Here is a 23879-nt window from a genome sequence, read left to right as displayed (position 1 = left end):
GTATCGCCGATCTGGGCGAACCGGACAGTACAGATCGCCCACGTGGTGCGCATCGGTGCCGCACCGCCCCGATGCCGGCGCTAGGGACCGCCGTTGCCGCCGCGACCACCGGCACCGATGCCGGAACTGCCCAGAAGGGCTCCGCCGCCGCCACCCCCGCCGACGCCGGCGTTGCCACCCGGGCCGATGCCGCTGCCGGTGCCGCCGGGGTTGCCGCCGGTGCCGCCGGAACCGCCACTGGCGAATCCGCCGTTGCCCGGGCCCTGATAGTTGCCCGCGCCCCCGTCCCCGCCGGCGCCGCCGAAACCGTCGATGCCACCACCGCCACCGCCGCCACCGCCGCCGGCGGCGAGCACCGCGGTGGTGTCCGTGCCGCCGGAGACGAAGCCGCCGGCGCCGCCCTGACCGCCGTCGGAAATGCCGCCGCCGGTGTTTCCGGTGGCTCCGGTGATCCCGTTGCCGGTGGCCCCGACGCTGGCGGCGCCGCCACCGCCCCCGCCACCGCCGGGGCCGCCGGCGGGGCCGACGTGGCTGGCGCCAGAGCCGCCGGCGCCGCCGATGCCGTCGGCATAAGCGGTCGTGGAACCCGGATTGATTTGGACCTCGCCGCCGGCGCCGCCCTTGCCGCCGTCACCGCCATGGCCGTTGGTGCTGTGGCCGCCCGCGCCGCCACCGCCGCCACCACCACCAGCGAGGGTCCCTTTCGCGACGCCCGAGAGCGTGCCGCCGGCGCCGTTGCCGCCATTACCGCCGTTACCTCCGTTGCCGCCGACGCTGTTGCCGCCGTGGCCGCCGTTGCCACCATCGGCGCCCACGGCTCCGTTGACGCCAAGCAAGCTGGCGTCGCCGCCGTCGCCGCCGGTACCCCCGTTGCCGTCGGCGCCCGCGGCGCCGCCGGCGCCGCCCGCGCTGCCACCCGAGCCGGCATCGCCGCCGTTGCCGCCGTTGCCGCCGGGGCCGCTGAGGAATGAGGAGCCGCCGTGGCCGCCCTGACCCCCGTCGCCGCCCGCGCCGCCGCTGCCGTTGGCGCCCGCGTGGCCGCCGAAGAGGCCCGCCAGCCCCTGCGGTTGACCCCCGACCCCGCCCGTGCCGCCGTTGCCACCGTGGCCACCGTCGGTTCCGCTGCCAGTGAGCAAACCGGAGGCGCCGGCACCGCCCGCGCCGCCGAGCCCACCAACACCGCCAATGCCGCCGGCACCGCCGCTGCCCATGATCAGCCCGCCGTTTCCGCCCGCGCCCCCTATACCGCCGTTGCCGCCGAGGCCGCCGGGGGTGCTGGTGGCCGCCGAACCCGTGGTCCCCGTGACCCCCGCCCCCCCGGCCCCACCCAAACCGCCATTGCCGAACAACCAGGCGTTACCGCCGCGGCCGCCGGACTGCCCGGGCGCACCCGACCCGCCGTTGCCGCCGTCGCCCCACAACAATCCGCCCGGCCCACCCGGCTGCCCGGTCCCCGGTGCCCCATCGGTGCCCTTGCCGATCAACGGCGTCCCCAACAACAACTCCGTCGGCGCGTTGATCACCGCCCGCACGTCCTGCCAAGCGGTCTGCAATGGCGAGGCGTTGGCCGCCTCGGTGGCCGCATAGGCGCCACCCGCGCCGCCGAGGGCCTGCACGAACTGGGTATGAAACGCCGCCGCCTGCGCGCCGAGCGCCTGGAAGGCCTGCCCGTGCGTGCTGAACACGGACGCCACCGCCGCCGACACTTCGTCCTCGGCGGCCGCGAGCAGGACCGTGGTCGGGTCCGCGGCGGCCGCCCTCGCGGCGGTCAGTGCCGAGCCGATGTTGGACAGATCCGTTGCCGCCGAGGCAAAAAGCTCGGGGGCCGCCGCCAGATAGGACATCGCTATCCTCCGCCAAATCATCGGGCGCGTTGGCGCGTCGGGTTGGAGGGAAGGAGTGTATGCCCGTTCCGGTCTGATAGCTCGGCGTTGCGTGAAACGTTAACGCTTTGGTTACGGCGCGGCCGTTGGGGCGATCGGTCACCGGCGATCGGTCACATCGGGGTCGCGGAGCGAATCCGGCTGTGGCGGCGGACGTTTGGCTGTGCACGCGGTGCGGCCCCAAATCGGTCTTGCTCGTTTTTACCAATGCGTATTGCACAAATTGCGCGCTTCAGATGCGAGATGCGCTGAGCGCCAACGCCCGAAGCGATCGGGCATCTGTTCCCGCGGGTGATTTCCGCCTCGGCAATGGGCTTGCATGATGTCCACAACATGCTCACTCATCGCTGTTCGGCGGGAAGGTCGTCGGCGTATGCGCCTGTGCTTACACTAGTGCTATCGCTAGTGATAGCATGGTTCTGTGGCAAATGTGCTCATCCGAGATGTCCCGACCGAAGACCTCGACCAGATCCGGTCGGCGGCCACGGCACAAGGGATGTCGCTCCAGGCGTACCTACTCGAAGCAGTGCACGCGCAAGCCGCTCACCTGCGCCGGCGCGAAGCGTTAAACCGGACCGCAGAACGCTTAGCGGATGAACGCGCCGTCGCCGAGCAGGATCGTCAAGCGATACTGGACGCGATCGATGACGCGCATGCCGACCGTGGTGCGCGGCTCGGCCGTACGACGTGATCGTCGACGCCTCTGTCGTCATCGACGCCGTCACCGACTCGGGCCCGAGGGGACGGGGCGCCCGCCGCGCGCTAGCGGAACACCCCGCCTCTGAACGTCTGCTCGCCCCAGGCCATTTCGCCGTCGAGATTCTTTCGGGCCTAGTAGCCGCTGCGAACCGGCCGAATCATCCGCTGCAGCAGAGTCAGATAGAACAGGCGTTACACGACGCAGCGGCCCTGGAAATCACCATCGAGCCAACACCCTGGAGCGATGTTCACCGGGCCTGGGCTCTTGCTCAGGCATCGCTGCGGTACCCAGACGCTATCTACGTCGCCGCCGCCGAACGTCACGCAACCGCACTGCTGACGAGCGATGCGCGCATCGGACGATCCGGGGCCGCCATCCACTGCGCCGTCGTCACCATCCGACCCGACGACACTCGCTAGCGCGGTGCCGTGGCGGACCTGGGCGAGAAGCGCCCACGCGGGCGCCCTGCGTGCCCCCGGATAGTCAGGCGGGGCATTGGGGTATCGTTCCCTCGCGTCTGTAGCAATTGCGGCGGACCGACGGGCTGTGGCGCAGTTTGGTAGCGCACTACACTGGGGGTGTAGGGGTCGCAGGTTCAAATCCTGTCAGCCCGACCGTTATCCTCCGGCGGACCGCCACCCGATGGCGCAACATGGGTGTGGCGCAGTAACGTCGGGCCGTGAGGCGCTATTCGGATTCCCAATTGATCGAGGCCATCCGGGTCTCCCGTTCCTGGCGCGGTGCCCTGCGCGCGTTGGGCCTTAACGCCACCTCTGCTGCCGCCATGCGTTCCGTACGCACGCACGCCGACCGGCTTGGCCTCGACTACACCCATTTCACCGGCCAGCGACGGTGGACCGACCAACAGCTCGCCGCCGCCGTCGCGTCGGCCACGAGCTGGGCTCAGGTCGCGCAAGAGCTCGGGCTGGCCGGCGGATCGAGTACGACGACGATCCGCGGCCACGCGGTACGGCTCGGCCTCGATACCACGCACCTGACCTCGACGCGGCCGCCCCACACGCCAGTCGCCGCCATGCGTCCGCACCGCGCCAATCTGGCGAGGGCGGGCTCGCTCCTGGCGGCGGCATGGTTCGAGCTGTGTGGCCAGTCTGTCTCCTGGCCGCTCGAGCAGTGCCCCTACGACCTGCTGGTGTGGATCGGCGCGGCAGCCCAGCGCGTCCAAGTCAAAACGACCACGGTCAAGCAAGGGGGTGCGTGGACCGCATGGATCTCCAATTCCGGCAGGGAACGCGCGACCTCCGGGCCCGACGAAGTCGATTACTTCTTCGTCATCGACGGTGACTTCGGCTACTACCTCATCCCCGAGGCAGTCGTCGGCGGCCTGATGGCAATCCGGCTCACGGCGTATGCGGACTACCGGTTGCCCGCTGCACCGCTCGACGGCCTCCCCGACCTTGACAGCGCAAGCTAACGCCGCTTGGCTCCCCGCTTCTCGCGCACCCGCACGTTGATCCGGATCGGGCTGCCCTCGAACCCGAACGCCTCGCGCAGCCGCCGCTCCAGGAAGCGCCGGTAACCGGCCTCCAGGAAGCCGGTGGTGAACAGCACGAACGTCGGCGGGCGGGCGGTGGCCTGGGTGGCGAACAGGATGCGCGGCTGTTTGCCGCCGCGCACCGGCGGCGGCGTGGCCGCCACCACCTCCTTGATCCAGGTGTTCAGTTGGCCGGTCGGAATCCGGGTGTCCCACGACGCCAGCGCGGTCTCCATCGCCGGCACCAGCTTCTGCACCGCGCGGCCGGTGCGGGCCGAGATGTTGACCCGCTGCGCCCAGCGCAGCTGCACCAGCTCGCGGTCGATCTCGCGCTCCAGCAGCTCGCGCCGGTCCTCGTCGACGCGGTCCCACTTGTTGAAGGCCAGCACCAGCGCGCGGCCGGCCTCGATGACCATCGACAGCACCCGCTGGTCCTGTTCGGTCAGCGGCTCGGACGCGTCGACGAGAACGACCACCACCTCGGCCGCGTCGATGGCCGAGTGGGTGCGCACCGACGCGTAGAACTCGTGCCCGCGCGCCTGCCCGACCTTGCGGCGCAGGCCCGCGGTGTCGACGAAACGCCATACCCTGCCGCCCAATTCGATGAGCGAGTCCACCGGGTCGACTGTCGTCCCCGCCACCTCGTGCACCACCGAACGCTGGTCGCCGGCCAGCTTGTTCAGCAACGAGCTCTTGCCCACGTTCGGCTTGCCGACCAGCGCCACCCGCCGCGGACCGCCGGCCGCCGGCGCCGCCTCCGACAGCTCCGGCAGCGCGGCCAGCAGCTCGTCGAGCAGGTCGGCCACGCCGCGACCGTGCATGGCGCTGATCGCGTGCGGCTCACCGAGCCCCAGCGACCACAACTCGGCGACGTCGGCCTCGGCCTTCTCGCTGTCAACCTTGTTGGCCGCCAGGAAAACCGGCTTGCCCGAGCGCAGCAGGATGCGGGCGGCGGCCTCGTCGGCCGTGGTGGCGCCGACGGTGGCGTCGACCACCAGGATCACCGCGTCGGCGGTGCGCATCGCCACCGACGCCTGCTCGGCGACCAGCTGCTGCAGGCCCTTGGCGTCGGGCTCCCATCCCCCGGTGTCCTGCACGACGAAGCGGCGCCCGATCCACAGCGCGTCGTAGGAGACGCGGTCGCGGGTCACGCCGGGGATGTCCTGCACCACCGCCTCGCGCCGCCCGAGGATCCGGTTGACCAGGGTCGACTTGCCGACGTTGGGCCGGCCCACGATCGCCACCACCGGCGCGGGGCCCGCCTCGTCCACCTCCGCTACGCCGGAATCGACCGCCTCCCAGTCGCTTTCGTCGGCCCAGGTGCCGTCCTGCGTCACCGCACCGCCTCGCTTCGCTGCCTGACCAATTCGAGCAGGTGGTCGATCACCTGGGCCTCGGTCATGTCGCTGGTGTCGACGACGACCGCGTCGCCGGCCGCGCGCAGCGGTGACACGGCCCTGCTGGAATCGAGGTGGTCGCGGCGGCGCACGTCGGCGAGCACGCCCTCGTAGTCGTCGGCCAGACCCGACGCGACGTTCTGGTCGTTGCGGCGCTTGGCCCGAGTCTCGGCCGACGCGGTGAGGAAGATCTTCACCGGCGCGCCGGGCAGGACCACGGTTCCGATGTCGCGGCCCTCGACGACGACGGCACCGGGCCCCTCGGCCATCTCCCGCTGCAGCGCGACCAGGCGGGCGCGCACGGCCGGCACCGACGACACCGCCGAGACCGCCCTGGTCACCTCGTCACCGCGGATTTCCGACGAAACGTCTTCCCCGGCAAGGTAACAGCAGACCGCGTCGGGGTCGTAGCCGACCGACAGCCGCGCCTCAGACGCCACCTTCTCGACGGCTGCACCGTCCGCGGGGTCGACCCCGGCGCGCAGCACGGCCAGCGTCACGATCCGGTACATCGCCCCGGTGTCCAGGTAGCGGGCGCCCAGCGCGCGCGCCAAACCCTTTGACACCGAGGACTTCCCGGTCCCCGCCGGCCCGTCGATGGCCACCACCACAGTCACAGGCCCACCGCCTGATACAGCCGGCCGACCTCGTCGCGCCGCAACGCGCGGATGCTCCCCGGGCGCTGCTCGCCCAGCGACACCGCGCCGATGTCCGTGCGCACCAGCGCCTCCACCGGATACCCCGCGGCCGCCAGCAGACGGCGCACGATGCGGTTGCGCCCCTCGTGTAATGTCAAGCGCACCAACGTCTTACCCGGAATCGAATCCAGCACCGCGAAGTCGTCGACGCGCGCCACACCGTCGTCCAGCTCGATCCCGGCGCGCAGCTTCTTGCCCAGCCCGCGCGGCACCGCCCCCGCCACGGTGGCCAGATACGTCTTGGGCACCTCGTGCGAAGGATGCATCAGCCGGTGCGCCAGCTCGCCGTCATTGGTCAGCAGGATCAGCCCCTCGGTGTCGGCGTCCAGCCGGCCGACGTGAAACAGCTTCTTGTTGCCACGCACCCGGCGCTCGACCAGATCGCCGATGCACGGGCGGCCCCGATCGTCCGACATGGTCGAGTGCATGCCGCGCGGCTTGTTCAGCGCCAGGTACACCAGCGAGTCGTCGACCACCACCCTGGCCCCGTCGACGCGGATCACCGACGCGTCGGGGTCGACGCGGGTGCCCAGCTCGGTCACCACCTGCCCGTCCACCTCGACGCGGCCGTCGACGATGAGCTTCTCGGCCGCCCGGCGCGAGGCAATTCCGGCTTGGGACAACACTTTTTGCAAGCGGATCCCCTGAGTGTCGACCATCAATCCTTGTCCACATCGAAGGACAGGGCCTGCTCGGGCGCCGAGCCGCCCGCGAGTTTGACGAAACGTGGCTCGCTGTCCAGGGTTTCGCTCAGGTCCTCGATCGTGTCGACGTCGGGCAGCAGCGGCGCGATGTCGGGCAGGTCGGCCAGCGACGTCAATCCCAGCCGCTCCAGGAACAGCTCGGTGGTGGCGAACGTCGTCGCGCCGGTGTCGTCGTCGGCACCGGCCTCGGTGATCAGGCCGCGCGCCAGCAGGGTGCGCATCACGGCGTCGACGTTGACGCCGCGCACCGCGCTCACCCGCGCGCGCGTCACGGGCTGGCGGTAGGCGACCACGGCCAGCGTCTCCAGCGCGGCCCGGGTCAGCTTGGAGCGCGCGCCGTCCAGCAACAGCTTCTCCACATACGGCGCGAACCGGGCGCGGGTGTACATCCGCCAGCCGTCACTGGTCTGCCGCAGGTCGATGCCGCTGTCGCGTTCGGTGAGCTCCTCGGCCATCTGCTGCAGCTTGGCGGCGATCCGGTAGACGGGCTGCTGCGTGGCCGACGCCAGCGCCTCGGCGGTCACCGGCGTGTCCACCACCAGCAACAGCGCCTCCAGCACCGAGCCGAGTTCCTCGGCGTCCATCGGCGCCGCCTCGGCGATCTCGATGCCGAGATCTTCGGGCAACTCCTCGGATTCAAAGTCGGTCATTCGTCCCGCACCTCTACCAGGGACTCGCTCGTCGGGCGCTCCCCGGTCCATGAAATTTGGAGCACGCCAAGCGGCTCTGACTGGTCGAATGCTACCGTCCGGCTCCGGTAGAGCTCGAGCAGCGCCAGGAAGCGCCCGACCACCTCCAGCGACCCCTGGCAGTCGGCGACCAGCTCGGAAAACGTCGCCCACTGGCCGCTGCCGCGGGCCTCCAGGATGGCCAGCAGCTTGCCGGCCTGCTCGGGCACCGAGACCATCACCTCGTGCAGGTGGCCCACGGCCACCGTCGGCACCGGGCGCGGGGTGAACGCGACCGCGGCGATCTGGGCGAACCGCTCGGCGTCGACGCCCAGCATCACCTCCGGGAGCAGCTCGGTGAACCGGTCCTCGAGCGACACGGCGCGCGGGTAGCTGCGCAGCGCGGCGGCCTCCAGCTCGGCGAACATCTCCGCGACGTGCTTGAACGCGCGGTACTGCAGCAGCCGGGCGAACAGCAGGTCGCGAACCTCGAGGAGCGCCAGGTCCTCCTCGTCGTCGATCTGCCCGGCCGGCAGCAGGCGGGCGGCCTTGAGGTCGAGCAGCGTCGCCGCGATCACCAGGAACGCGGTGGTCTCCTCCAGTCCCAGCTGCGAACCGATCTCGCGGGTGTAGGCGATGAAGTCGTCGGTGACCTGGTGCAGCGCCACCTCGGTGACGTCGAGGCGATGGGCGAAGATCAGCTGCAGCAGCAGATCGAACGGCCCCTCGAAGTTGGTCAGGCGGACTTGAAAACCGTTCTTGGCGGGCGCCTCACCGTTTGCGGTGGCGTTCACGCGCCGAATCGGTGGATGAACTCGCGGGCCAGCGCGCGGTAGGCGGTGGCGCCGGTCGACCGCGGCGCCCAGGTGGTGATCGGCTCGCCCGCCACGCTGGTCTCCGGGAACCGCACGGTGCGGGTGACGACGGTGTCGAACACCAGGTCGCCGAACCGCTCCACGACGCGGGCCATCACCTCGCGCGCGTTGACGGTGCGCGGGTCGTAACGGGTCAGCAGGATGCCGCTGATCTCCAGCTTCGGGTTGAGCCGGTCGCGCACCTTGTCGACGGTGTCGGTGAGCAGCGCCAGCCCGCGCAGCGAGAAGAACTCGCATTCGGTCGGGATCACCACGCCGTCCGCGCAGGCGAGGCCGTTGACGGTGAGCAGGCCCAGCGACGGCTGGCAGTCGATGAGGACGTAGTCGTAGCGGTCCAGCACCGGATACAGCGCGCGGCCCAGGGTCTGCTCGCGCCCCACCTCGTTCACCAGCTGGATCTCGGCGGCCGACAGGTCGATGTTGGACGGCACCAGGTCCATGTGGTTGACCCGCGTGGACAGCAGCACGTCGTCGATCGACACCCGCGGCTCCACCAGCACGTTGTGGATCGTCTTCTCCAGCTCGTAGTGCGGCACGCCCAGGCCCGCGGACAGCGCGCCCTGCGGGTCCATGTCCACCAGCAGCACCCGCCGGCCGTACTCGGCCAGCGCAGCGCCCAGGTTGATCGTCGACGTGGTCTTCCCGACGCCGCCCTTCTGGTTGCACATCGCGACGACCTTGGCCGGGCCGTGCGAGGTGCGCGGCTCCGGCTCGGGGATCGGCCGCGGCGGGCGTCCCGTCAAGCCGATCTCGACGGCACTGTCCGGTTGCTCGGCCATCATGCCCGGTGTGTTCGGGAGGTGAACATCGCAGAAAGTGTAACGGCTGCGCGCGCGTACGCCGGGCGACCCGCAGGCAATTAACCAGCCAATATGTGTGTTCATCGCTGGTGGGGCGCCCGGGCGCACGGGGAGTTAACTCCAGTCACACCAGCAACATTGGCGGCGCCCGGGGGCGTGGGCTTTCGGTGTGAACCCAGGGCGTTGGGTGTGAACCCGTGGCGACCCTTCCCGCGATTTCTCCGCCCACGATTCATACTGAAAGCCCAGGATTCACACCCCACAGGCGGGACGCCGGGCCGACGGCAACCGCTCGGTGAAAGCCGCCGCGGCTATCGTGGCCGTCCATGGGCCTCAAACGACGACTGCCCCTGCTGCGCTGGTCGGTGTGGCGGATGCTCCCCGGGATCCGCCACATCAACATCACCGGCCAGATCGGCGACGGGCGCGAAGCCGCGGCGGTCGAGTACGTGGTGAAACACGCCCGCGCCGGCGACGTCGACGACGTGCTGGGCACGCTGGACAAGTTCGCCTACGAGAAGTCGATCCTGATCAACGTCGGCGACGAGAAAGGTCTGCTGCTCGACGCGGCCGTGCGCCGCGCCGATCCGACGCTCGCGCTCGAGCTGGGCACCTACTGCGGCTACGGCGCGCTGCGCATCGCGCGCGCCGCGCCGGGCGCCAAGGTGTATTCCGTCGAGCTCTCCGAGGCCAACGCCGCCAACGCCCGCCAGATCTGGGAGCACGCCGGCGTCGGCGACCGGGTGACGTGCGTCGTCGGCACCATCGGCGACGGCGGGCGCACCCTCGACGCGCTGGCGAGTGAGCACGGATTCACTTCCGGTGCGCTGGATTTCGTGTTCCTCGACCACGACAAGCACGCCTATCTGGACGACCTGATGAGCATCCTGGACCGTGGCTGGCTGCACCGGGGCTCGATCGTGGTGGCCGACAACGTCAAGGTGCCCGGCGCGCCGAAATACCGCGCGTACATGCGCGAGCAGCAGGGCACGCTGTGGAACACCGTCGAGCACGACACGCACCTGGAATACCAGTCGATGGTGCCCGACCTGGTGCTGGAGTCCGACTATTTGCGCTGAGCGTCGACTTGTTGTCGACGATTTCGGCAGTTTCGCCCAACAACTCGACGTTGGGCGTTGACACGTTACTGCGCGCGCGGATGCGCCCCGGCCCACACCTCGCGCAGCGCGTGCACGGTGACCAGCGTGTAGATCTGCGTCGTGGTCACCGAGGCGTGCCCGAGTAGCTCCTGCACGACGCGGACGTCGGCGCCGCCCTCGAGCAGGTGGGTCGCGAACGAATGCCGCAGCATGTGCGGCGACACCCCGGACGTGATGCCCGCGCGCTCGGCCGCGTCCTGCAGCACCTGCCAGGCGCTTTGCCGCGACAACCGGCCGCCGCGCGCGTTGAGGAAGATGGCCGGCGTCCCGCGGCCGCGGCGCGCCAGGGCGGGGCGCCCGCGCACCAGGTATGCGTCCACCGCCTGCACCGCGGGGCGCCCGATGGGCACCAGCCGTTGCTTGCCGCCCTTGCCGCGCAGCAGCACCGAGCGGTCCTCGGTGTCGATGTCGTCGACGTCGAGGCCGACGGCCTCCGAGATCCGGGATCCGGTGGAGTACAACAACTCCAGCAGCGCGCGGTTGCGCAGCGTCAGCGGCCCGTCGCTGGGGCTGTCACCGCCGGCGCCCTCCAGCAATGCCAGCACTTCGTCGATCGTGAGGCTCTTGGGCAACCGCCGGCCCGGCGTCGGCGGCCGCACCGCCCGCGCCACGTCGAGCTCGGTGAGCCCCTCGGCGGCGGCGAAGCGGTGCAGGCCGCGCACCGCGATCAGCGCCCGCGCCGCCGACACCGCCGAGAGCGCCCCCGTCCCGGAGTCGGGGTCGCCGCGGCGCAGCGCCACCAGGAACTCGCTGACGTCGTCCTCGCCGACCTTGGCCAGGTCGTGAATTCCCCGGTCGGACAGGTGCTTCGAGTAGCGGCGCAGGTCGCGGCGATAGGAGCTCAGGGTGTTCTTCGCCACGCCCCGCTCGATCGTGAGGTGGTCGAGGTAGCCCTGCAGCTGGGTGTCCAGGGCAGCTGTCACTGCGCGGCCCTTCGCGCGGCGAACGCGGTCGGCCGGTCTTTCCACGGGCTGTCCGCGGGGCGCGCCGTGATGGACTCGGTGGTGACGACGTGGGCGGCCAGAATCCCGGCCACCGCAATGGCATTGACGATCTCGCCGCGGAGCACCTTGCCGACGACGTCCGCCAGCGGGTACCACTGCAGCGTCATGTCGGCCTCTTCGTCGTGCGCCTCGGGCCGGTCCACCTCGGTCAGATCGGTGGCCAGGTAGACGCGCACCGATTCGTCGCTGAAGCCGGGCGTGGAGTCGAGGTCGACGAGCACCCGCCAGGTGTCGGCCCGCAGGCCGGCCTCCTCCTGCAGCTCGCGGGCGGCCGTTTGCTGCGCCGGCTCGCCGCCGACGTCGAGCAGCCCGGCGGGCAGTTCCCACAACCGCCGGCCGAACGCGTGCCGGTACTGGTAGACCATGACGATGTTGCCGTCGTCGTCCATCGCGACCACGGCCACCGCGCCGAAGTGCTCGACGACCTCGCGGGTGACGACCTTGCCGCCCGGCATCCGGACCTGATCGCGGCGCAGCGCGAAAATCTTTCCGGTGTGCAGCGTTTCGGATGACGCCGTCTCGAAGACGTGTTCAGCCACGGGCCGCGGGCTCGGGTAGCGGCCGCTGAGTGCTGTCTCGGTGGTTGCCGTTGGAGGTGTGCTCGGGGATCTCGACGGGCAGCAGCTCGCCGGCCGCGTAGTCGAGCGCCGCCTTGACGAACGCCGCGAACAGCGGGTGCGGGCGGGTGGGCCGGCTCTTCAGTTCGGGGTGGGCCTGGGTGCCGACGATGAACGGGTGCACCTCCGGCGGGTACTCGACGAACTCGACGAGGTGTCCGTCGGGCGAGGTTCCGGAGAAACGCAGGCCGCTTTCGGCGATCCGGTCGCGGTAGGCGTTGTTGACCTCGTAGCGGTGCCGGTGCCGCTCGGACACCTCGGTGGCCCCATAGGCTTGTGCCACAAGGGAATCCGGTTGCAGCACGGCGGGATAGGCGCCGAGGCGCATGGTGCCGCCGAGGTCGGCCTCGCCGGCGATGATCTGTTCCTGGTCGGCCATCGTGGAGATCACGGGATCCGGTGTGGCGGGCTCGAATTCGGCCGAGTTGGCCTCGGTCAGGCCCACCGAGCGCGCCGCCTCGATCACGATGCACTGCAGCCCGAGGCACAGCCCCAGCACCGGCAGCCCGCGCCCGCGGGCGTGGCGGATGGCGCCGATCTTGCCCTCGATGCCACGGATGCCGAACCCGCCGGGGATCAGCACGCCGTGCACGTCGCCCAGCGCGGCCGCGGCGTCGGTCGGGTTCGCGCAGTCGTCGGAAGGCACCCACACCATCTCGACCTTCGCGTGGTGGAAGAAACCGCCGGCGCGCAGCGCCTCGGTGACCGACAGGTAGGCGTCGGAGAGCTCAACGTACTTGCCCACCAAGGCGATCCGCACCGTCTCGTGCGGCTCGTGCACCCGGCGCAGCAGGTCGTCCCACTCGGTCCAGTCGACGTCGCGGAACGGCAGGTTGAGGCGCCGCACCACGAACGCGTCGAGTTCCTCGCGGTGCAGCACCTTGGGGATGTCGTAGATCGACGGGGCGTCCGGGGTGGAGATGACGCCGTCGATGTCGACGTCGCACATCAGCGCGATCTTGTTCTTCAGCGCCTCGGGGACGTCGCGGTCGCTGCGCAGGATCAGCGCGTCGGGGGTGATACCGATGCTGCGCAGGGCGGCCACCGAGTGCTGGGTGGGCTTGGTCTTGAGCTCGCCCGACGGCGCCAGGTAGGGCACCAGCGACACGTGCAGAAAGAACACGTTCTCGCGGCCGAGGTCGTGGCGCACCTGGCGCGCCGCCTCCAGAAAGGGCTGCGACTCGATATCGCCCACGGTGCCGCCGATTTCGGTGATGACGACGTCGGGCCGGTTGCCGTCGGCGTCCGGCAGCGCCATCGCCAGGATGCGCCGTTTGATCTCGTCGGTGATGTGCGGGATCACCTGCACCGTGTCGCCGAGGTATTCGCCGCGCCGCTCCTTGGCGATCACACTCGAATACACTTGCCCGGTAGTGACATTCGCCGAGCCGGACAGGTCGCGATCCAAGAACCGCTCGTAGTGACCGACGTCGAGGTCGGTCTCGGCGCCGTCCTCGGTGACGAACACCTCGCCGTGCTGGAACGGGTTCATGGTGCCCGGGTCGACGTTGAGGTAGGGGTCGAGCTTCTGCATCGTCACGTGCAACCCGCGCGCCGTCAGCAGCTGACCGAGGCTACTGGCCGTCAGCCCCTTGCCCAGCGAGGAGGCGACCCCACCGCTGACGAAGAGGTGCTTGGTGGCGGTTTGCGGGTGCTTGCGCACTGGCGACCTCCGTGACGACGGGCAGGGCTTGAGGTTGTCTAGCGTTAGCTAGCTGGGCCTGCCGACCACGGAAACCCACCCTAACATCAGCCACCGTCAGCCGCCGCGAACACGCCCTAGCAAAGGAGCGCTACTGGGGCACGGTGATCGAGCTGGCCCCGTGCCCGGCGCCGTACTGCCCGACGTGGCCGCCGTTGATCAGGTCGTGCAGGCCGAGCACCGCGGTGATCCGCCCCGGCGCGGCGTCGACGTCGTCGACCGTGCTGATCGCCGACGACATGCCGGCGTCGGCGCGGGTCACGGCGACGGCGGCACCGCCGGTGGCCGAGCCGTCGCGCCCGGCCAGCAGGGTACCCGAGCCGTGTGGGGCCAGCGCGGCGGAGAACCGGGCCACGCTGACGCCCTGGTTGCCGGCGTCGGCGGGCAGCGCGCCGCCGGTGACGACCAGCGCGGCGTTGGCCGCCCCGATGTGGTCGGCGGGCTGGTAGGTGATGAAGCCGGTCTCGCGCAGGGAGGCGAGCACAGTGTCGCGCTCGGGGTCGCCGACGGGCGGCACGGCAGGGTTGGCGTTGATCAGCAGGGCGATGCCCAGCAGGTCGCCGGCCTGCGAACCCTGGTCGACGAGCTTGGTGCTCAGCTGCTGCCCGGCCGGCAGCACCGACGAGTTGACTACGGTGCGCAGCTTCTCCGCGGAGTTGGCGTCGACGAACTCCTGGGTCAGCGACACCGTTCCGGTGATCGTGCCGCCGGCCTGGCCGACGAATTTCGCCACCGCGGCGACGTCGTCGTCCTTGGCGTCCGGGGTACGGAAGACGACCACCGACTTGCCGCCCAGCGCGTCGTGCACGATCCGGCCGGCCAGCTGGTTGTCGAAATTGTTTGCCGCGGCCAGCTTTTCGTTCATCACGTTCTTCTGGTCGTTGAGCCCGTTGATCTGTGTGTACAGGTCACGCTTCTCGTCACGCAGGCTGGACAGCAGGGTGTCCGACAAGAAGCCGGAGCCCAGCACGACCCCGACGGCCAGCGCCAAAAATACGGCGGCCAGCGACAGCGCGTGTTGGCGTAACGAGATCATGGACGCACCCCTTTAGGTGATCAGGTGCTGCACCCAGAGGGAGAAGCGGTTCCAGTAGTCGACGACCCAGTGCAGCACCGTGGCGTCGGTGCGCGACACCCACAGGGCCACGATCACGGCGATCAGCATCGTCAGGGCCAGCAGCGCGATGGCGCCCGCGGAAATGTGGTTGCGGTACAGGGTGGCAACGGCCTTGGCGTCCACCACCTTCTCCCCCACCCGGAGCCGGGTCAAAAACGTCGACGGGTTGCTCTGCGCGCGCGTGCGGTCGAAGAACGTCTCGATGTTGGCGGTGTGGCCGGCCGTGACGAGCAGCGCGGCGCCGTGGTGGTCGGCCAGCAGCAGGGCCAGGTCGACCGCCGAACCCGCGGCCGGGAACGTCATCGCCCCCACGCCGAGGTCCTGAATCCGCTCGAGGCCGGGCGCGTGGCCGTCGGCGTCGGCGGGCAGCACGACGTGGGCGCCGCACTTGAGGGCCTCGGTGCTGATCTGGTCGGGGTCGCCGACGATGATCTGGGGGCGATACCCGGCCTTGCGCAACACATCCGCGCCGGAGCTCACGCCGATGAGCACCGGCTGGTACTCCTTGATGAACGGCTTCAGCGAACGCAGGTCGTCGGCGGCGGTGGGCTCGTCGGCGACGATCACCACGTGCCGGCGGCGCAGGTCGACGTCGATGTCGGGGATGCCGATGCCGTCGATCAGCAGCGGGCTCTCGCTCTTGATGAACTCGATCGTGTTGCCGGCGAACGCCTCCAGGTGCGCGGCCAGGCCGCTCTTGGCTTCGCGCATCAGGTCGGCGATGTCGTGGTCGGTCCGCTCGGTGCCGCGCACCAGCCGGCGGTCGCCGGAGTACACGCCGCCCTCGTAGAGGCGGATCTTGGCGCCGTCCTTGACCTTCTTGAAGACGTCGGGCCCGGTCTCGTCGATGAGGGTCACCCCGTTGTTGACCAGGACCTCGGGCCCCAGGTTGGGGTAGCGGCCCGACACCGACGGGGACGCGTTGACGACGGCGGCGATGTCGGCCTCCACCAGCGCGTCGGCGGTGATGCGGTCGAGGTCCAGGATGTCGAGAACCACGATGTCGCCGGGACACACCCTGCGCAGCAGGCGGTCGATGTTCCGGTCGACCCGGGCGGTGCCGGTGAGGCCCGGTCGGGACGGATTACGCGAGAGCAGCCCTGACATCTTCATGGGGCTCGATTCTGTAGGCCAAGCCGGGATGAGGGGTGGAGGCGCGCCGTAACATCCGCCTCAGAAGTTATCTAGAGTCACACCTGTCACAAGCCGGTTACGGGTTGGTCGCGGCGAGGGGCCGCAAATGTACGGAGTTTGCGGCGTGTCGCCGTACCAACACGGGCGCTCGCGAGGAGGGGGGCGGGCCGCTCGCGAGGAGGGGGGGCCTCAGATTTCGTCCCGCTGCGCGGCCTCGAGGAGCTCGCGGGCGTGCGCGCGGCCGCTGTCGGACTCGCCCAGCCCGGCCAGCATCCGGGCCAGCTCCGCCACCCGGTCGTCGTCGCTGACCCGCCGCACCCCGCTCGCGCCCTTCGGCCCGCCGCTGTGCACCACCAGATGCACGTCGGCGTAGGCCGCCACCTGCGGCAGGTGCGTGACGACGATGACCTGATGGGTGCGGGCCAGCCGGGCCAGCCGCCGCCCGATCTGCACCGCGGCCCGCCCGCCGACGCCGGCGTCGATCTCGTCGAACACCATCGTGGTGCCCACCGAGATCCGTCGCGACGCGGCGAGCACCACTTCCAGCGCCAGCATCACCCGCGACAGCTCGCCGCCCGACGCGCTCTTGGCCAGCGGCAGCACCGTCATGCCGCGGTGCGCGGCGAAGCCGAACTCGACCTGGTCGACGCCGTCGCCGCCGGCGCGGGCCAGCTCACCCGACGGCAGCTTCAGCGCGGCCGGGTCGTCCGGGCCGGCCGGGTCGGTGGCGACGTCGACGGTGAATTCCGCGTCGCCCATCGCCAGCGCGGACAGCTCCGCGGTCACCTCCTTGGCCAGCCGCTTGGCGGCCTTGCGGCGCGCCTTGCCGAGATCGACTGCGGCGGCGCCGAGTTCGCGGGCCAGCTCGTCGACGCGATTAGCCAACGCCGCAAGCCCCTCCTCGGACACGTCGAGTTGCGCCATCCGGTCGCGCGCTTCGTGCGCCCAGCGCAGCACGCCGTCGATGTCGGCGGCGTACTTGCGGGTCAGGGTGCGCAGCTCGGCCTGGCGGGCCAGCTTGGATTCCAGCGCGCTGGCGTCGACGGGCAGCTCGTCGAGGAAGGCGCCGAGCTCGTGCGCCGCGTCGGCGACCACCGCCAGCGCCTCGCCGAGCTGGCCGGCCAGCGCCCGCAGCGTCGCGTCGTCGGCCGATTCCAATGCGGCCCTGGCCCTTCCCAGTCCGTCGGTTGCACCGACGTCGTCTGCCGACAGCGCCGCGCGCGCGGTGGCGGCGGCCTCGCGCAGCGTGTCCAGTTCGGACAGCCGCAGGATGTCGGCGACCAGCGCCTCGTCCTCGCCGGGCTGCGGGTCGACGGTGTCGATCTCGTTGAGCGCGAACTTCAGCCGGTCGGCCTCCTGGGCCAGTTCCCGGGCGCGGTCGCGGCGGTCGGCGAGGTCGCGCCGCGCCGTGAGCCACGCGTCGCGCAGCTTGCGGTAGCGCTCGAGGGCCGCGCCGGAGTCGGCGAAGCGGTCCAGCGCGCCGCGTTGTTCCTCCGGGCGCATCAGCCGCAGCTGGTCGTTCTGCCCGTGCAGGGTGAGCAGCTCGGTGGTGAAGCCGCTCAGCGACTTGGCGGGCACGCTGCGGCCGCCCAGGTACGCGCGCGAGGGCCCGTCGCGGCTGACCGAGCGCAGCGCGATGACGCTGCCGTCCTCGTCGCGCTCGGCGCCCGACGCGTCGAGCATCCCGTCTAGGAGGGCGGCCGCGGAGTCGTCGAGATCGCTTGTGCTGAAACGGCCTTCGACCATCGCGCGCTCGGCGCCGGAGCGGACCCGGGTGGCGTCGGCGCGGGCGCCGCCGAGCAGGTGCAGCCCGGTCACCACCATCGTCTTGCCGGTGCCGGTCTCACCGGTGAGCACCGTGAGCCCGCGGTCGAACTCGGCGGTCGCGACGCTGATGGCGCCCAGCGACTCGATGCGCAGTTCGGTCAGCATTAATTGCCGCGCCACCCGGTCACCGGCAACCGGAACTTGCGCACCAGGCGGTCGGTGAACGGCGCGCTGTCCAGGCGCGCCCATTTGACCGCGGTGTCGCAGCGGGTCACCTCGATCCGGCTGCCGGCCGGGATGCGCATTTCACGGCGGCCGTCGCAGAACACCAGGGCGTCGTGGCCGTCGGCCTCGATCTCGATCGCGATGGTGGCCTCGGGGCTGGTGACCATGGGCCGGCCGAACAGCGCGTGAGCGTTGTTGGGTACCACCAGGATTGCCTCGAGATCGGGCCACAGCACCGGGCCGCCCGCCGAGAAAGCGTAGGCGGTGGATCCCGTCGGCGTGGACACCAGCACCCCGTCGCAGCCGAACGCCGACACCGGGCGTCCGTCGATCTCGACGACCACGCCGAGCACGCCGAGCCGCGGGCCCTTTTCCAGGCTGGCCTCGTTGAGCGCCCAGCCGTGCTCGATGACGCGACCCCGGTGGCGGACCACGATGTCCAGCGTCAGGCGGTTCTCCACGCGGTAGTCGCGGGACACCACGTGGTCGAGCACGCGGTCGATGGCCTCGGCTTCGGCCTCGGCCAGGAAGCCGATCCGGCCCAGGTTGACGCCCAGCACCGGGATGCCGGCGTTGCGGGCCAGCTCGGCGGCGCGCAGGAACGTGCCGTCGCCGCCGAGCACCATCACCAGCTCGCAGCCGTCGGCCGCCTGGGGGTCGGCGTCGACCACCTCGATTTCGACGCCCATGGCCCGCATGTCGTCGGGCGCCAGGTGCAGCGATCCCCGGTCCACCGCCTCTGCGGACAGCACGCGCAGCCCAATCCCGTTGTCGCTCAAGACTTTCTCGACGCGCCGCGCGGTTTCCGTCGCCTCGTCGCGGCCGGTGTGGACCACCAGCAGGATGGTGCGTTCGGTGCTCATGCCGGGCCCTCGCTCACCGCGCGCCCCACCGCGGCCACCAACGCGTCGTCGGACAGGGTCCGGTCGGTTTCGGCGCGCAACCACAGAAAGTATTCGACGTTGCCCGACGGGCCCGGCAGCGGGCTGGCGGTGACGTCGAGGGCGTGCCAGCCCAGCTGCGCGGCACGCCGCGCGACCCCCAGCACCGCGTCGGCGCGCAAGCCGGCGTCGTGGACGACGCCGCCGGCGCCGACCTGACCCTTCCCCACCTCAAACTGCGGCTTCACCATGGGAACGATATCCGCGCTGGGCCAAGCGCATCCAATCAGCGCGGGCAACACGGTGGCCAGCGAGATGAACGACAGGTCGGCCACCACCAGGTCGACCGGCCCGCCGATCGCGTCGGGGGTCAGGTCGCGGGCGTTGGTGCGCTCGACGACGACGACCCGCTGGTCGCTGCGCAGCGACCAGGCCAGCTGCCCGTACCCGACGTCGACGGCCACCACCTCCGCGGCGCCGCGGTCCAGCAGCACCTCGGTGAACCCGCCCGTCGACGCGCCGGCGTCCAGGCAGCGGCGGCCCTCGACGCCGACGCCGAACGCGTCCAGCGCCCCGATGAGTTTGTGCGCGCCGCGCGACACCCAGCCGCGCCCGGTGTCGGCGGCGACGGTCAACGCCGCGGTGACGTCGACGGCGGTGCCGGGCTTGCGCGCCGGCATGCCGTCGATGCTCACCTTGCCGGCGCCGATCAACTCCGCGGCCTGCTGACGGGACCGGGCGAGCCCGCGGCGCACGAGCTCGGCGTCGACGCGGGCACGCCGTGCCACGGCGGTACTCAGCCCTTCTCCGCCGACTCCAGCGCCTGTAGCAGCACGTCGTGCGCCTCGGAGAGTCGGCGCGCGATGTCTTCGAGCTGGGCGAGCGACAGCTCGTGTTCTGCGTCGGGTTCGGGCAACTGGGCCACCAGGGCGTCGATTTCTGCGCGGATCTGATCGGGATCGGTAGTCATCGCGCTCCTACGCTAGCCCAAAGACCAGCGTTGCAGCGCGTCGCGGGCCGGGTCGTCGGCGGCCTGGATGCGCACGTCGTCGCCCTGGGCTCCCCACACCGCGGCGGCGACCGCGCGCACGACCGCCAGCCCGTCCCCCTCGTCGGCGCCGTCGGCGCGGACCGTCACCGCCCCGTCCTTGGTGTCGACCCGCCAGCCCGGCTGCGGGCCCACCGCGAGCGCGTCGGGGTCGGAGTGCAGCGAGCGCAGGTCGTGGCCGATGTAGGTGGGCCGCAGGTCCGGGTCGGCGTAGACGGCGTCGCGCGCGGTGTTGACCCCGGTGAGCACCATCAGGCTGGGCAGCCGCGCGGCGTTGGCCCCCTCGATGTCGGTGTCGAGCCGGTCCCCGACGACCAGCGGCGCGCGGAAGTCCCCGCGGGCCACCGCGTCCTGCAGCAGCCGCGGCGCGGGCTTGCCGGCGACCCGCGGTTCGGCGCCGGTCGCGGCCCGCAGCGCGGCCACGAACGATCCGTTGCCGGGCAGCAGGCCCCGCTCGGTGGGCAGGGTCGGGTCGACGTTGGCGGCCACCCACAGCGCGCCGGCGCGGATGGCCAGCGCGGCCTCGGCCAGGTCCGGCCAGCCGATGGTGGTGGACAGGCCCTGCACGACGGCCACCGGATCCTCGTCGAACCGGCGCACCGGGCGCAGTCCCACGGCCGCGATCTCGTTGGCCAGCGCGTCGGTGCCCACGATCAGCACCTTCGAGCCCGGCTCCAACTCGTCGGCCAGCAACCCGGCCGCGCTCTGCGCGCTGGTGACGACGTCCGCACCGGCGGCGGTGAAGCCGAGATCGCGCAGGTGCGAGGCGACCTCGTCGGCGCTGCGCGACGCGTTGTTGGTGACATAGAGCTTGCGGGCTTTCACGTCGTCGAGCGACTGCGCCGCGTCCTTGGTCGGCTGGGCGCCGCGGAAGACGGTGCCGTCCAGGTCGATCAGCAGGCAATCATACTGCTGGGCAAGGCTTTTCATCTCAGGCCAGCTCGCCGACGCGTTCCTCGGCGTCGGTGACGCCGTCGACGTCGGCGGCCGCCGAGCGCAAAAACCATTGCAGCGCCTCGTCGTTGCGGCCCAGCGCCAGCAGCGTGTCGGCGTAGGCGTAGAACAGCCGCGCCGCCGTCGAGCCGGTGCGGCCCGGGTCCAGCTGCGGCGTGGACAGGACGGTCAGCGCCTGCTCGAGCTGTCCGAGGTCCGCGCGGGCGCCGGCGGCGACGATGCGCAACTCGTCGGCGTCGTCGCCGGACAGCTGGGCCGCCTCGGGGCCGCGGGCCAGCTCGAGCGCGCGCTCCGGACGGCCAAGCCCGCGTTCGCAATCCACGATCAGCGGCAGCAGCGGCGACTTGCTGCCCATCCGGCGGGCGGCGCGCAATTCGGCCAGCGCCTGGGACCAGTCGCGGCAGTGGTAGGCCGCGATCCCGACGGCCTCGCGGACGGCGGCGATCCGGCTGGACCGGGCCCGCGCCGCGCGGGCGTGGCGCAGCGCGGCTTCGGGGTCCTCGTCGAGCAGCTCGCCGGCGGCGACGAGGTGGCGCGCCACGGCGTCGGCCGTGGCGCGGTCCAGGGTGCTCAGCTCGCGGCGGACTTCCGGCGCGAGCTGGTTGGCCTCCACCCCGGCCGGTATCGGCGGGCCGTCCTGCGGCGCGCGATCCGTGCGCGGGGCGCGATCCGTGCGCGGCGCGCGCCGCCGCCTGTCCTCGACCACGCAGCCGAGGATACGGGGGCCTGTTACGCCGGGACCCGGTTGGACAGCAGCGGCGCCAGCAGCGCGGGGCAATAGGTCGCGATCGCGATGATGGTGAACACGCCCGCGGCGTCGCGCGACATCCCGCTGCCGTCGGCCATCGCGGAGATGACGGAGTCGAACGACCCGCCGGGCGCCACCAGCATCGGGCAGACCGACTGGCCCAGCGCCATCGTGGCGTCCGGCTCGGACACCGCGACGCCGGCGTTCGTCAGCGCCCGCAGGAACGCGTTGCCCATCAGGTCCGCGTGGACGGGCGCCGCCAGCGCGGCCGTCAGCCCCGCCACGCCGGCGCCCATCCCGACAACCCGCAGCACCCGCGTCGCAGTCACCGTGACCACAGTGGTCGGCGCCGGTCACGTCGGGGCCACGGCGCGGTAACGGTTTGGGTGTCTAGACCTTCTCGATCCCGGCGATGTTGCGCTTGCCGCGGCGCAGCACCAGCCACCGGCCGTGCAGGAAGTCCGACGGCCGCGGCGCCCACTCCTCGCTGTCGATGCGCACGTTGTTGACCGACACGCCGCCCTCGCCGATGGTGCGCCGCGCGGCCCCCTTGCTGGCCGACAGGCCGCTGGCCACCAGCAGGTCGACGATCTTGTCGGGGCTGCCGGGCTTGAGCTCGGCGACCGGCGTCTCGCGCAGCGCGGCGGTCAGCGTCGCCTCGTCCAGCCGGTCCAGTTCGCCCTGCCCGAACAGCGCCCGGCTGGCCTGCTCGACCGCCTCGGTGGCCGCCTCGCCGTGCACCAGGACCGTCAGCTCCCGGGCCAGCCGGCGCTGCGCGGCGCGTTGCTGCGGGCGCTCTTGGGTCGCCTGTTCCAGCTCGGCCAGCTCGTCGGCGCTCAGGAAGGTGAACCACCGCAGGTAGCGGATCACGTCGGCGTCGGCGGTGTTGACGAAGTACTGGTACCACGCGTACGGGCTGGTCATCTGGGGGTCCAGCCACAGGCTGCCGCCCCCGGTCGACTTGCCGAACTTGGTGCCGTCGGCCGCGGTGACCAGCGGGACCGTCAGCGCGTGCACGGTGGCGCCGAGCTTCTGGCGGACCAGGCGCACGCCGGCGATGATGTTGCCCCACTGGTCGGAGCCGCCGATCTGCAGCGTGCAGCCGTGGCGCTGGTGCAGCTGCACGTAGTCGTTGGCCTGCAACAGCATGTAGCTGAACTCGGTGTAGGAGATGCCCTCGCCGTCCAGGCGCCGGCGGATGGTGTCGCGATCCAGCATCACGTTGACCGAGAAGTGCTTGCCGATGTCGCGCAGGAACTCGACGGCCGACAGCGGGCCCGTCCAGTCCAGGTTGTCGACGACGAGGGCGCCGGTCGGGGTGTCGTCAAAGTCGACAAAGCGCTCCAGCTGTCCGCGGATCCGCTCGGTCCACGCGGCCACGGTGCCGGCCTCGTTGAGGCTGCGCTCGCCGATGTCGCGGGGGTCGCCGATCATGCCGGTGGCCCCGCCGGCCAGCACGATGGGCCGGTGCCCGGCGCGCTGGAACCGGCGCAGCGCCAGCAGCGGCACCAGGTGCCCGGCGTGCAGGCTGGGCGCGGTCGGGTCGAAGCCGGCGTAGACCGTCATCGGCCCGCGCCGCGCCTCGGCGGCCAGCGCGTCGAGGTCGGTGGACTGCGCGATCAGCCCGCGCCAGCCCAGCTCGTCAAGGATCCCGGAAGACATCGGGGGAAAACTCTAGTCGCTGGTCCCGGGGGCGGGCGCCCGCGGACTTCGCCGGTAGGCCGAGACCTCCGGCCGCCCGCCCAGCCACAATCGCCACGGCCGGTCGGCGGCCTTGCTGACCCCGACGCGGGGGCCGGACAGCGCGGTCAGCGGGTCGTGCAACTCGACGGTCACCGGGCCGCTTGGGTCGAACAGGTCGATTCCGTTGTCGTCCATGGTGATTCCCAGGGCCGAGCACAGGTTGCCCGGCCCGCGCGCCAGCGCCGTGGCACGGACCAGCTCGCCGCGGCGGGCGCGCGCGACATCCGCGCCGTCCTCGATGGCCGCCGCGCGCAGCAGCACGGCCGCGGCCGTCCCGTCGGGCCCGCACGAGACATTGGCGCAGACGTGGATCCCGTGGCTGCGGTAGGTGTAGAGCCGCCCGGGCGGACCGAACATCACCGCGTTGCGGCCGGACAGCCCGCGGTACGAGTGCGCCGCGGCGTCGGGCCACGGGCCGTCGGGAACGCCGCCGTAGGCCTCGACCTCGACGACGACCGCGCGCACGCCGCGGCCGGTGAGGACGGCGCCCAACAGCCGATGTGCGGCCGCGACCGGGTCGGCTAAAAGCTGGTCTGCGGCCACCAATCGAACCTACTGGCGG

Annotated in this window: 25 protein-coding genes and 1 tRNA gene; 5 read left to right on the top strand and 21 right to left on the bottom strand. The window is 71.5% G+C overall.

Translation table 11 applies throughout. The annotated features are described in order from the left end of the window. Nucleotides 1-80: 80 nt before the first annotated feature. Nucleotides 81-1844 carry a PE family protein gene (locus AC5Y4Z_RS03270; protein ID WP_499960850.1) on the bottom strand — a complete coding sequence of 588 codons (1764 nt, stop codon included), beginning with the start codon at nucleotides 1842-1844 and terminating at the stop codon, nucleotides 81-83. A gap of 460 nt (nucleotides 1845-2304) precedes the next feature. On the opposite strand from AC5Y4Z_RS03270, the gene AC5Y4Z_RS03265 reads away from it, so the two are divergent. The 4 genes from AC5Y4Z_RS03265 to AC5Y4Z_RS03250 all read left to right on the top strand — a co-directional run bounded on the left by AC5Y4Z_RS03265 (nucleotide 2305) and on the right by AC5Y4Z_RS03250 (nucleotide 4015). Beyond that, nucleotides 2305-2574, top strand: a complete 270-nt coding sequence (locus tag AC5Y4Z_RS03265; RefSeq protein ID WP_499960849.1) for a FitA-like ribbon-helix-helix domain-containing protein — start codon at nucleotides 2305-2307, stop codon at nucleotides 2572-2574. After that, nucleotides 2571-3002 carry a type II toxin-antitoxin system VapC family toxin gene (locus tag AC5Y4Z_RS03260; protein WP_499960848.1) on the top strand — a complete coding sequence of 144 codons (432 nt, stop codon included), beginning with the start codon at nucleotides 2571-2573 and terminating at the stop codon, nucleotides 3000-3002. Before AC5Y4Z_RS03265 ends, AC5Y4Z_RS03260 begins: the two co-directional genes overlap by 4 nt. A 121-nt stretch (nucleotides 3003-3123) precedes the next feature. Further along, nucleotides 3124-3197: transfer RNA gene (locus AC5Y4Z_RS03255), tRNA-Pro, on the top strand. Between the two features lie 65 nt (nucleotides 3198-3262). Continuing rightward, nucleotides 3263-4015 (top strand): PDDEXK-like family protein, encoded by a 753-nt coding sequence (locus tag AC5Y4Z_RS03250; protein ID WP_499960846.1) that lies wholly within the window; start codon nucleotides 3263-3265, stop codon nucleotides 4013-4015. On the opposite strand, the gene der is transcribed toward AC5Y4Z_RS03250, so the two are convergent. From der to AC5Y4Z_RS03220, 6 genes are read right to left on the bottom strand one after another with little or no spacing between them, the layout of a single operon-like run. Further along, complete coding sequence (gene der / locus AC5Y4Z_RS03245) at nucleotides 4012-5412, bottom strand: ribosome biogenesis GTPase Der (protein ID WP_499960845.1); 1401 nt, start codon at nucleotides 5410-5412, stop codon at nucleotides 4012-4014. The two genes, AC5Y4Z_RS03250 and der, sit on opposite strands and share 4 nt — an antisense overlap. Continuing rightward, entirely contained in the window at nucleotides 5409-6089 is a 681-nt protein-coding gene (cmk, locus tag AC5Y4Z_RS03240) for a (d)CMP kinase (RefSeq protein ID WP_499960843.1), read from the bottom strand. Before cmk ends, der begins: the two co-directional genes overlap by 4 nt. Further along, a complete protein-coding gene (locus AC5Y4Z_RS03235) occupies nucleotides 6086-6829 on the bottom strand; it encodes a pseudouridine synthase (RefSeq protein WP_499960842.1) in 744 nt (247 codons plus the stop codon). Before AC5Y4Z_RS03235 ends, cmk begins: the two co-directional genes overlap by 4 nt. Beyond that, nucleotides 6829-7524 (bottom strand): SMC-Scp complex subunit ScpB, encoded by a 696-nt coding sequence (gene scpB / locus AC5Y4Z_RS03230; RefSeq protein ID WP_499960841.1) that lies wholly within the window; start codon nucleotides 7522-7524, stop codon nucleotides 6829-6831. Before scpB ends, AC5Y4Z_RS03235 begins: the two co-directional genes overlap by 1 nt. Then, complete coding sequence (locus AC5Y4Z_RS03225) at nucleotides 7521-8336, bottom strand: segregation/condensation protein A (RefSeq protein ID WP_499960839.1); 816 nt, start codon at nucleotides 8334-8336, stop codon at nucleotides 7521-7523. The genes scpB and AC5Y4Z_RS03225 overlap by 4 nt, the downstream gene beginning before the upstream one ends. Then, on the bottom strand, nucleotides 8333-9196 hold the full coding sequence (locus AC5Y4Z_RS03220) for a ParA family protein (RefSeq protein ID WP_499960836.1): 864 nt from the start codon (nucleotides 9194-9196) through the stop codon (nucleotides 8333-8335). Before AC5Y4Z_RS03220 ends, AC5Y4Z_RS03225 begins: the two co-directional genes overlap by 4 nt. A 347-nt stretch (nucleotides 9197-9543) precedes the next feature. Between AC5Y4Z_RS03220 and AC5Y4Z_RS03215 the strand changes: the two genes are divergently transcribed. Then, nucleotides 9544-10296 (top strand): O-methyltransferase, encoded by a 753-nt coding sequence (locus AC5Y4Z_RS03215; protein WP_499960834.1) that lies wholly within the window; start codon nucleotides 9544-9546, stop codon nucleotides 10294-10296. A 65-nt stretch (nucleotides 10297-10361) separates the two neighbouring features. Here the strand turns inward: AC5Y4Z_RS03215 and xerD are convergent, their stop codons facing one another. From xerD to AC5Y4Z_RS03145, 14 genes are all read right to left on the bottom strand, one after another. Then, nucleotides 10362-11300: a site-specific tyrosine recombinase XerD gene (xerD, locus tag AC5Y4Z_RS03210; RefSeq protein WP_499960833.1), complete on the bottom strand. Its 939-nt coding sequence runs from the start codon at nucleotides 11298-11300 to the stop codon at nucleotides 10362-10364. Then, the gene (locus AC5Y4Z_RS03205; protein ID WP_499960831.1) at nucleotides 11297-11920 is read right to left on the bottom strand and encodes an NUDIX domain-containing protein; all 624 of its coding nucleotides are present in this window, start codon (nucleotides 11918-11920) and stop codon (nucleotides 11297-11299) included. The genes xerD and AC5Y4Z_RS03205 overlap by 4 nt, the downstream gene beginning before the upstream one ends. Then, entirely contained in the window at nucleotides 11913-13661 is a 1749-nt protein-coding gene (pyrG, locus tag AC5Y4Z_RS03200; protein ID WP_499960830.1) for a CTP synthase, read from the bottom strand. Before pyrG ends, AC5Y4Z_RS03205 begins: the two co-directional genes overlap by 8 nt. 130 nt (nucleotides 13662-13791) lie before the next feature. Next, entirely contained in the window at nucleotides 13792-14736 is a 945-nt protein-coding gene (locus AC5Y4Z_RS03195) for a copper transporter (RefSeq protein WP_499960829.1), read from the bottom strand. 12 nt (nucleotides 14737-14748) lie between these two features. After that, on the bottom strand, nucleotides 14749-15930 hold the full coding sequence (steA, locus tag AC5Y4Z_RS03190) for a putative cytokinetic ring protein SteA (protein ID WP_499960828.1): 1182 nt from the start codon (nucleotides 15928-15930) through the stop codon (nucleotides 14749-14751). Nucleotides 15931-16140: 210 nt separating this feature from the next. Further along, nucleotides 16141-17883, bottom strand: coding sequence for a DNA repair protein RecN (gene recN, locus AC5Y4Z_RS03185; RefSeq protein ID WP_499960827.1), 1743 nt, complete (start codon nucleotides 17881-17883; stop codon nucleotides 16141-16143). Further along, complete coding sequence (locus tag AC5Y4Z_RS03180; protein ID WP_499960826.1) at nucleotides 17883-18806, bottom strand: NAD kinase; 924 nt, start codon at nucleotides 18804-18806, stop codon at nucleotides 17883-17885. The genes recN and AC5Y4Z_RS03180 overlap by 1 nt, the downstream gene beginning before the upstream one ends. After that, nucleotides 18803-19612 carry a TlyA family RNA methyltransferase gene (locus tag AC5Y4Z_RS03175; RefSeq protein WP_499960825.1) on the bottom strand — a complete coding sequence of 270 codons (810 nt, stop codon included), beginning with the start codon at nucleotides 19610-19612 and terminating at the stop codon, nucleotides 18803-18805. Before AC5Y4Z_RS03175 ends, AC5Y4Z_RS03180 begins: the two co-directional genes overlap by 4 nt. Nucleotides 19613-19620: 8 nt before the next feature. Then, the gene (locus AC5Y4Z_RS03170) at nucleotides 19621-19794 is read right to left on the bottom strand and encodes a hypothetical protein (protein ID WP_499960823.1); all 174 of its coding nucleotides are present in this window, start codon (nucleotides 19792-19794) and stop codon (nucleotides 19621-19623) included. Nucleotides 19795-19806: 12 nt separating this feature from the next. Further along, nucleotides 19807-20802 carry an HAD hydrolase-like protein gene (locus tag AC5Y4Z_RS03165; RefSeq protein WP_499960821.1) on the bottom strand — a complete coding sequence of 332 codons (996 nt, stop codon included), beginning with the start codon at nucleotides 20800-20802 and terminating at the stop codon, nucleotides 19807-19809. Between the two features lies 1 nt (nucleotide 20803). After that, a complete protein-coding gene (locus AC5Y4Z_RS03160; RefSeq protein ID WP_499960819.1) occupies nucleotides 20804-21532 on the bottom strand; it encodes a hypothetical protein in 729 nt (242 codons plus the stop codon). Between the two features lie 23 nt (nucleotides 21533-21555). Continuing rightward, nucleotides 21556-21912 carry a DUF732 domain-containing protein gene (locus AC5Y4Z_RS03155; RefSeq protein WP_499960818.1) on the bottom strand — a complete coding sequence of 119 codons (357 nt, stop codon included), beginning with the start codon at nucleotides 21910-21912 and terminating at the stop codon, nucleotides 21556-21558. Between the two features lie 52 nt (nucleotides 21913-21964). After that, nucleotides 21965-23236, bottom strand: a complete 1272-nt coding sequence (gene tyrS, locus AC5Y4Z_RS03150) for a tyrosine--tRNA ligase (RefSeq protein WP_499960817.1) — start codon at nucleotides 23234-23236, stop codon at nucleotides 21965-21967. 12 nt (nucleotides 23237-23248) lie between these two features. Continuing rightward, entirely contained in the window at nucleotides 23249-23860 is a 612-nt protein-coding gene (locus AC5Y4Z_RS03145) for a DNA-3-methyladenine glycosylase (RefSeq protein WP_499960815.1), read from the bottom strand. Nucleotides 23861-23879: the final 19 nt, after the last annotated feature.

The sequence above is a fragment of the Mycobacterium sp. NGS63 genome (genome assembly GCF_059812295.1).
Note: the sequence above shows the minus strand (reverse complement) of the source record. Positions and strands in the feature narration are given on the sequence as shown.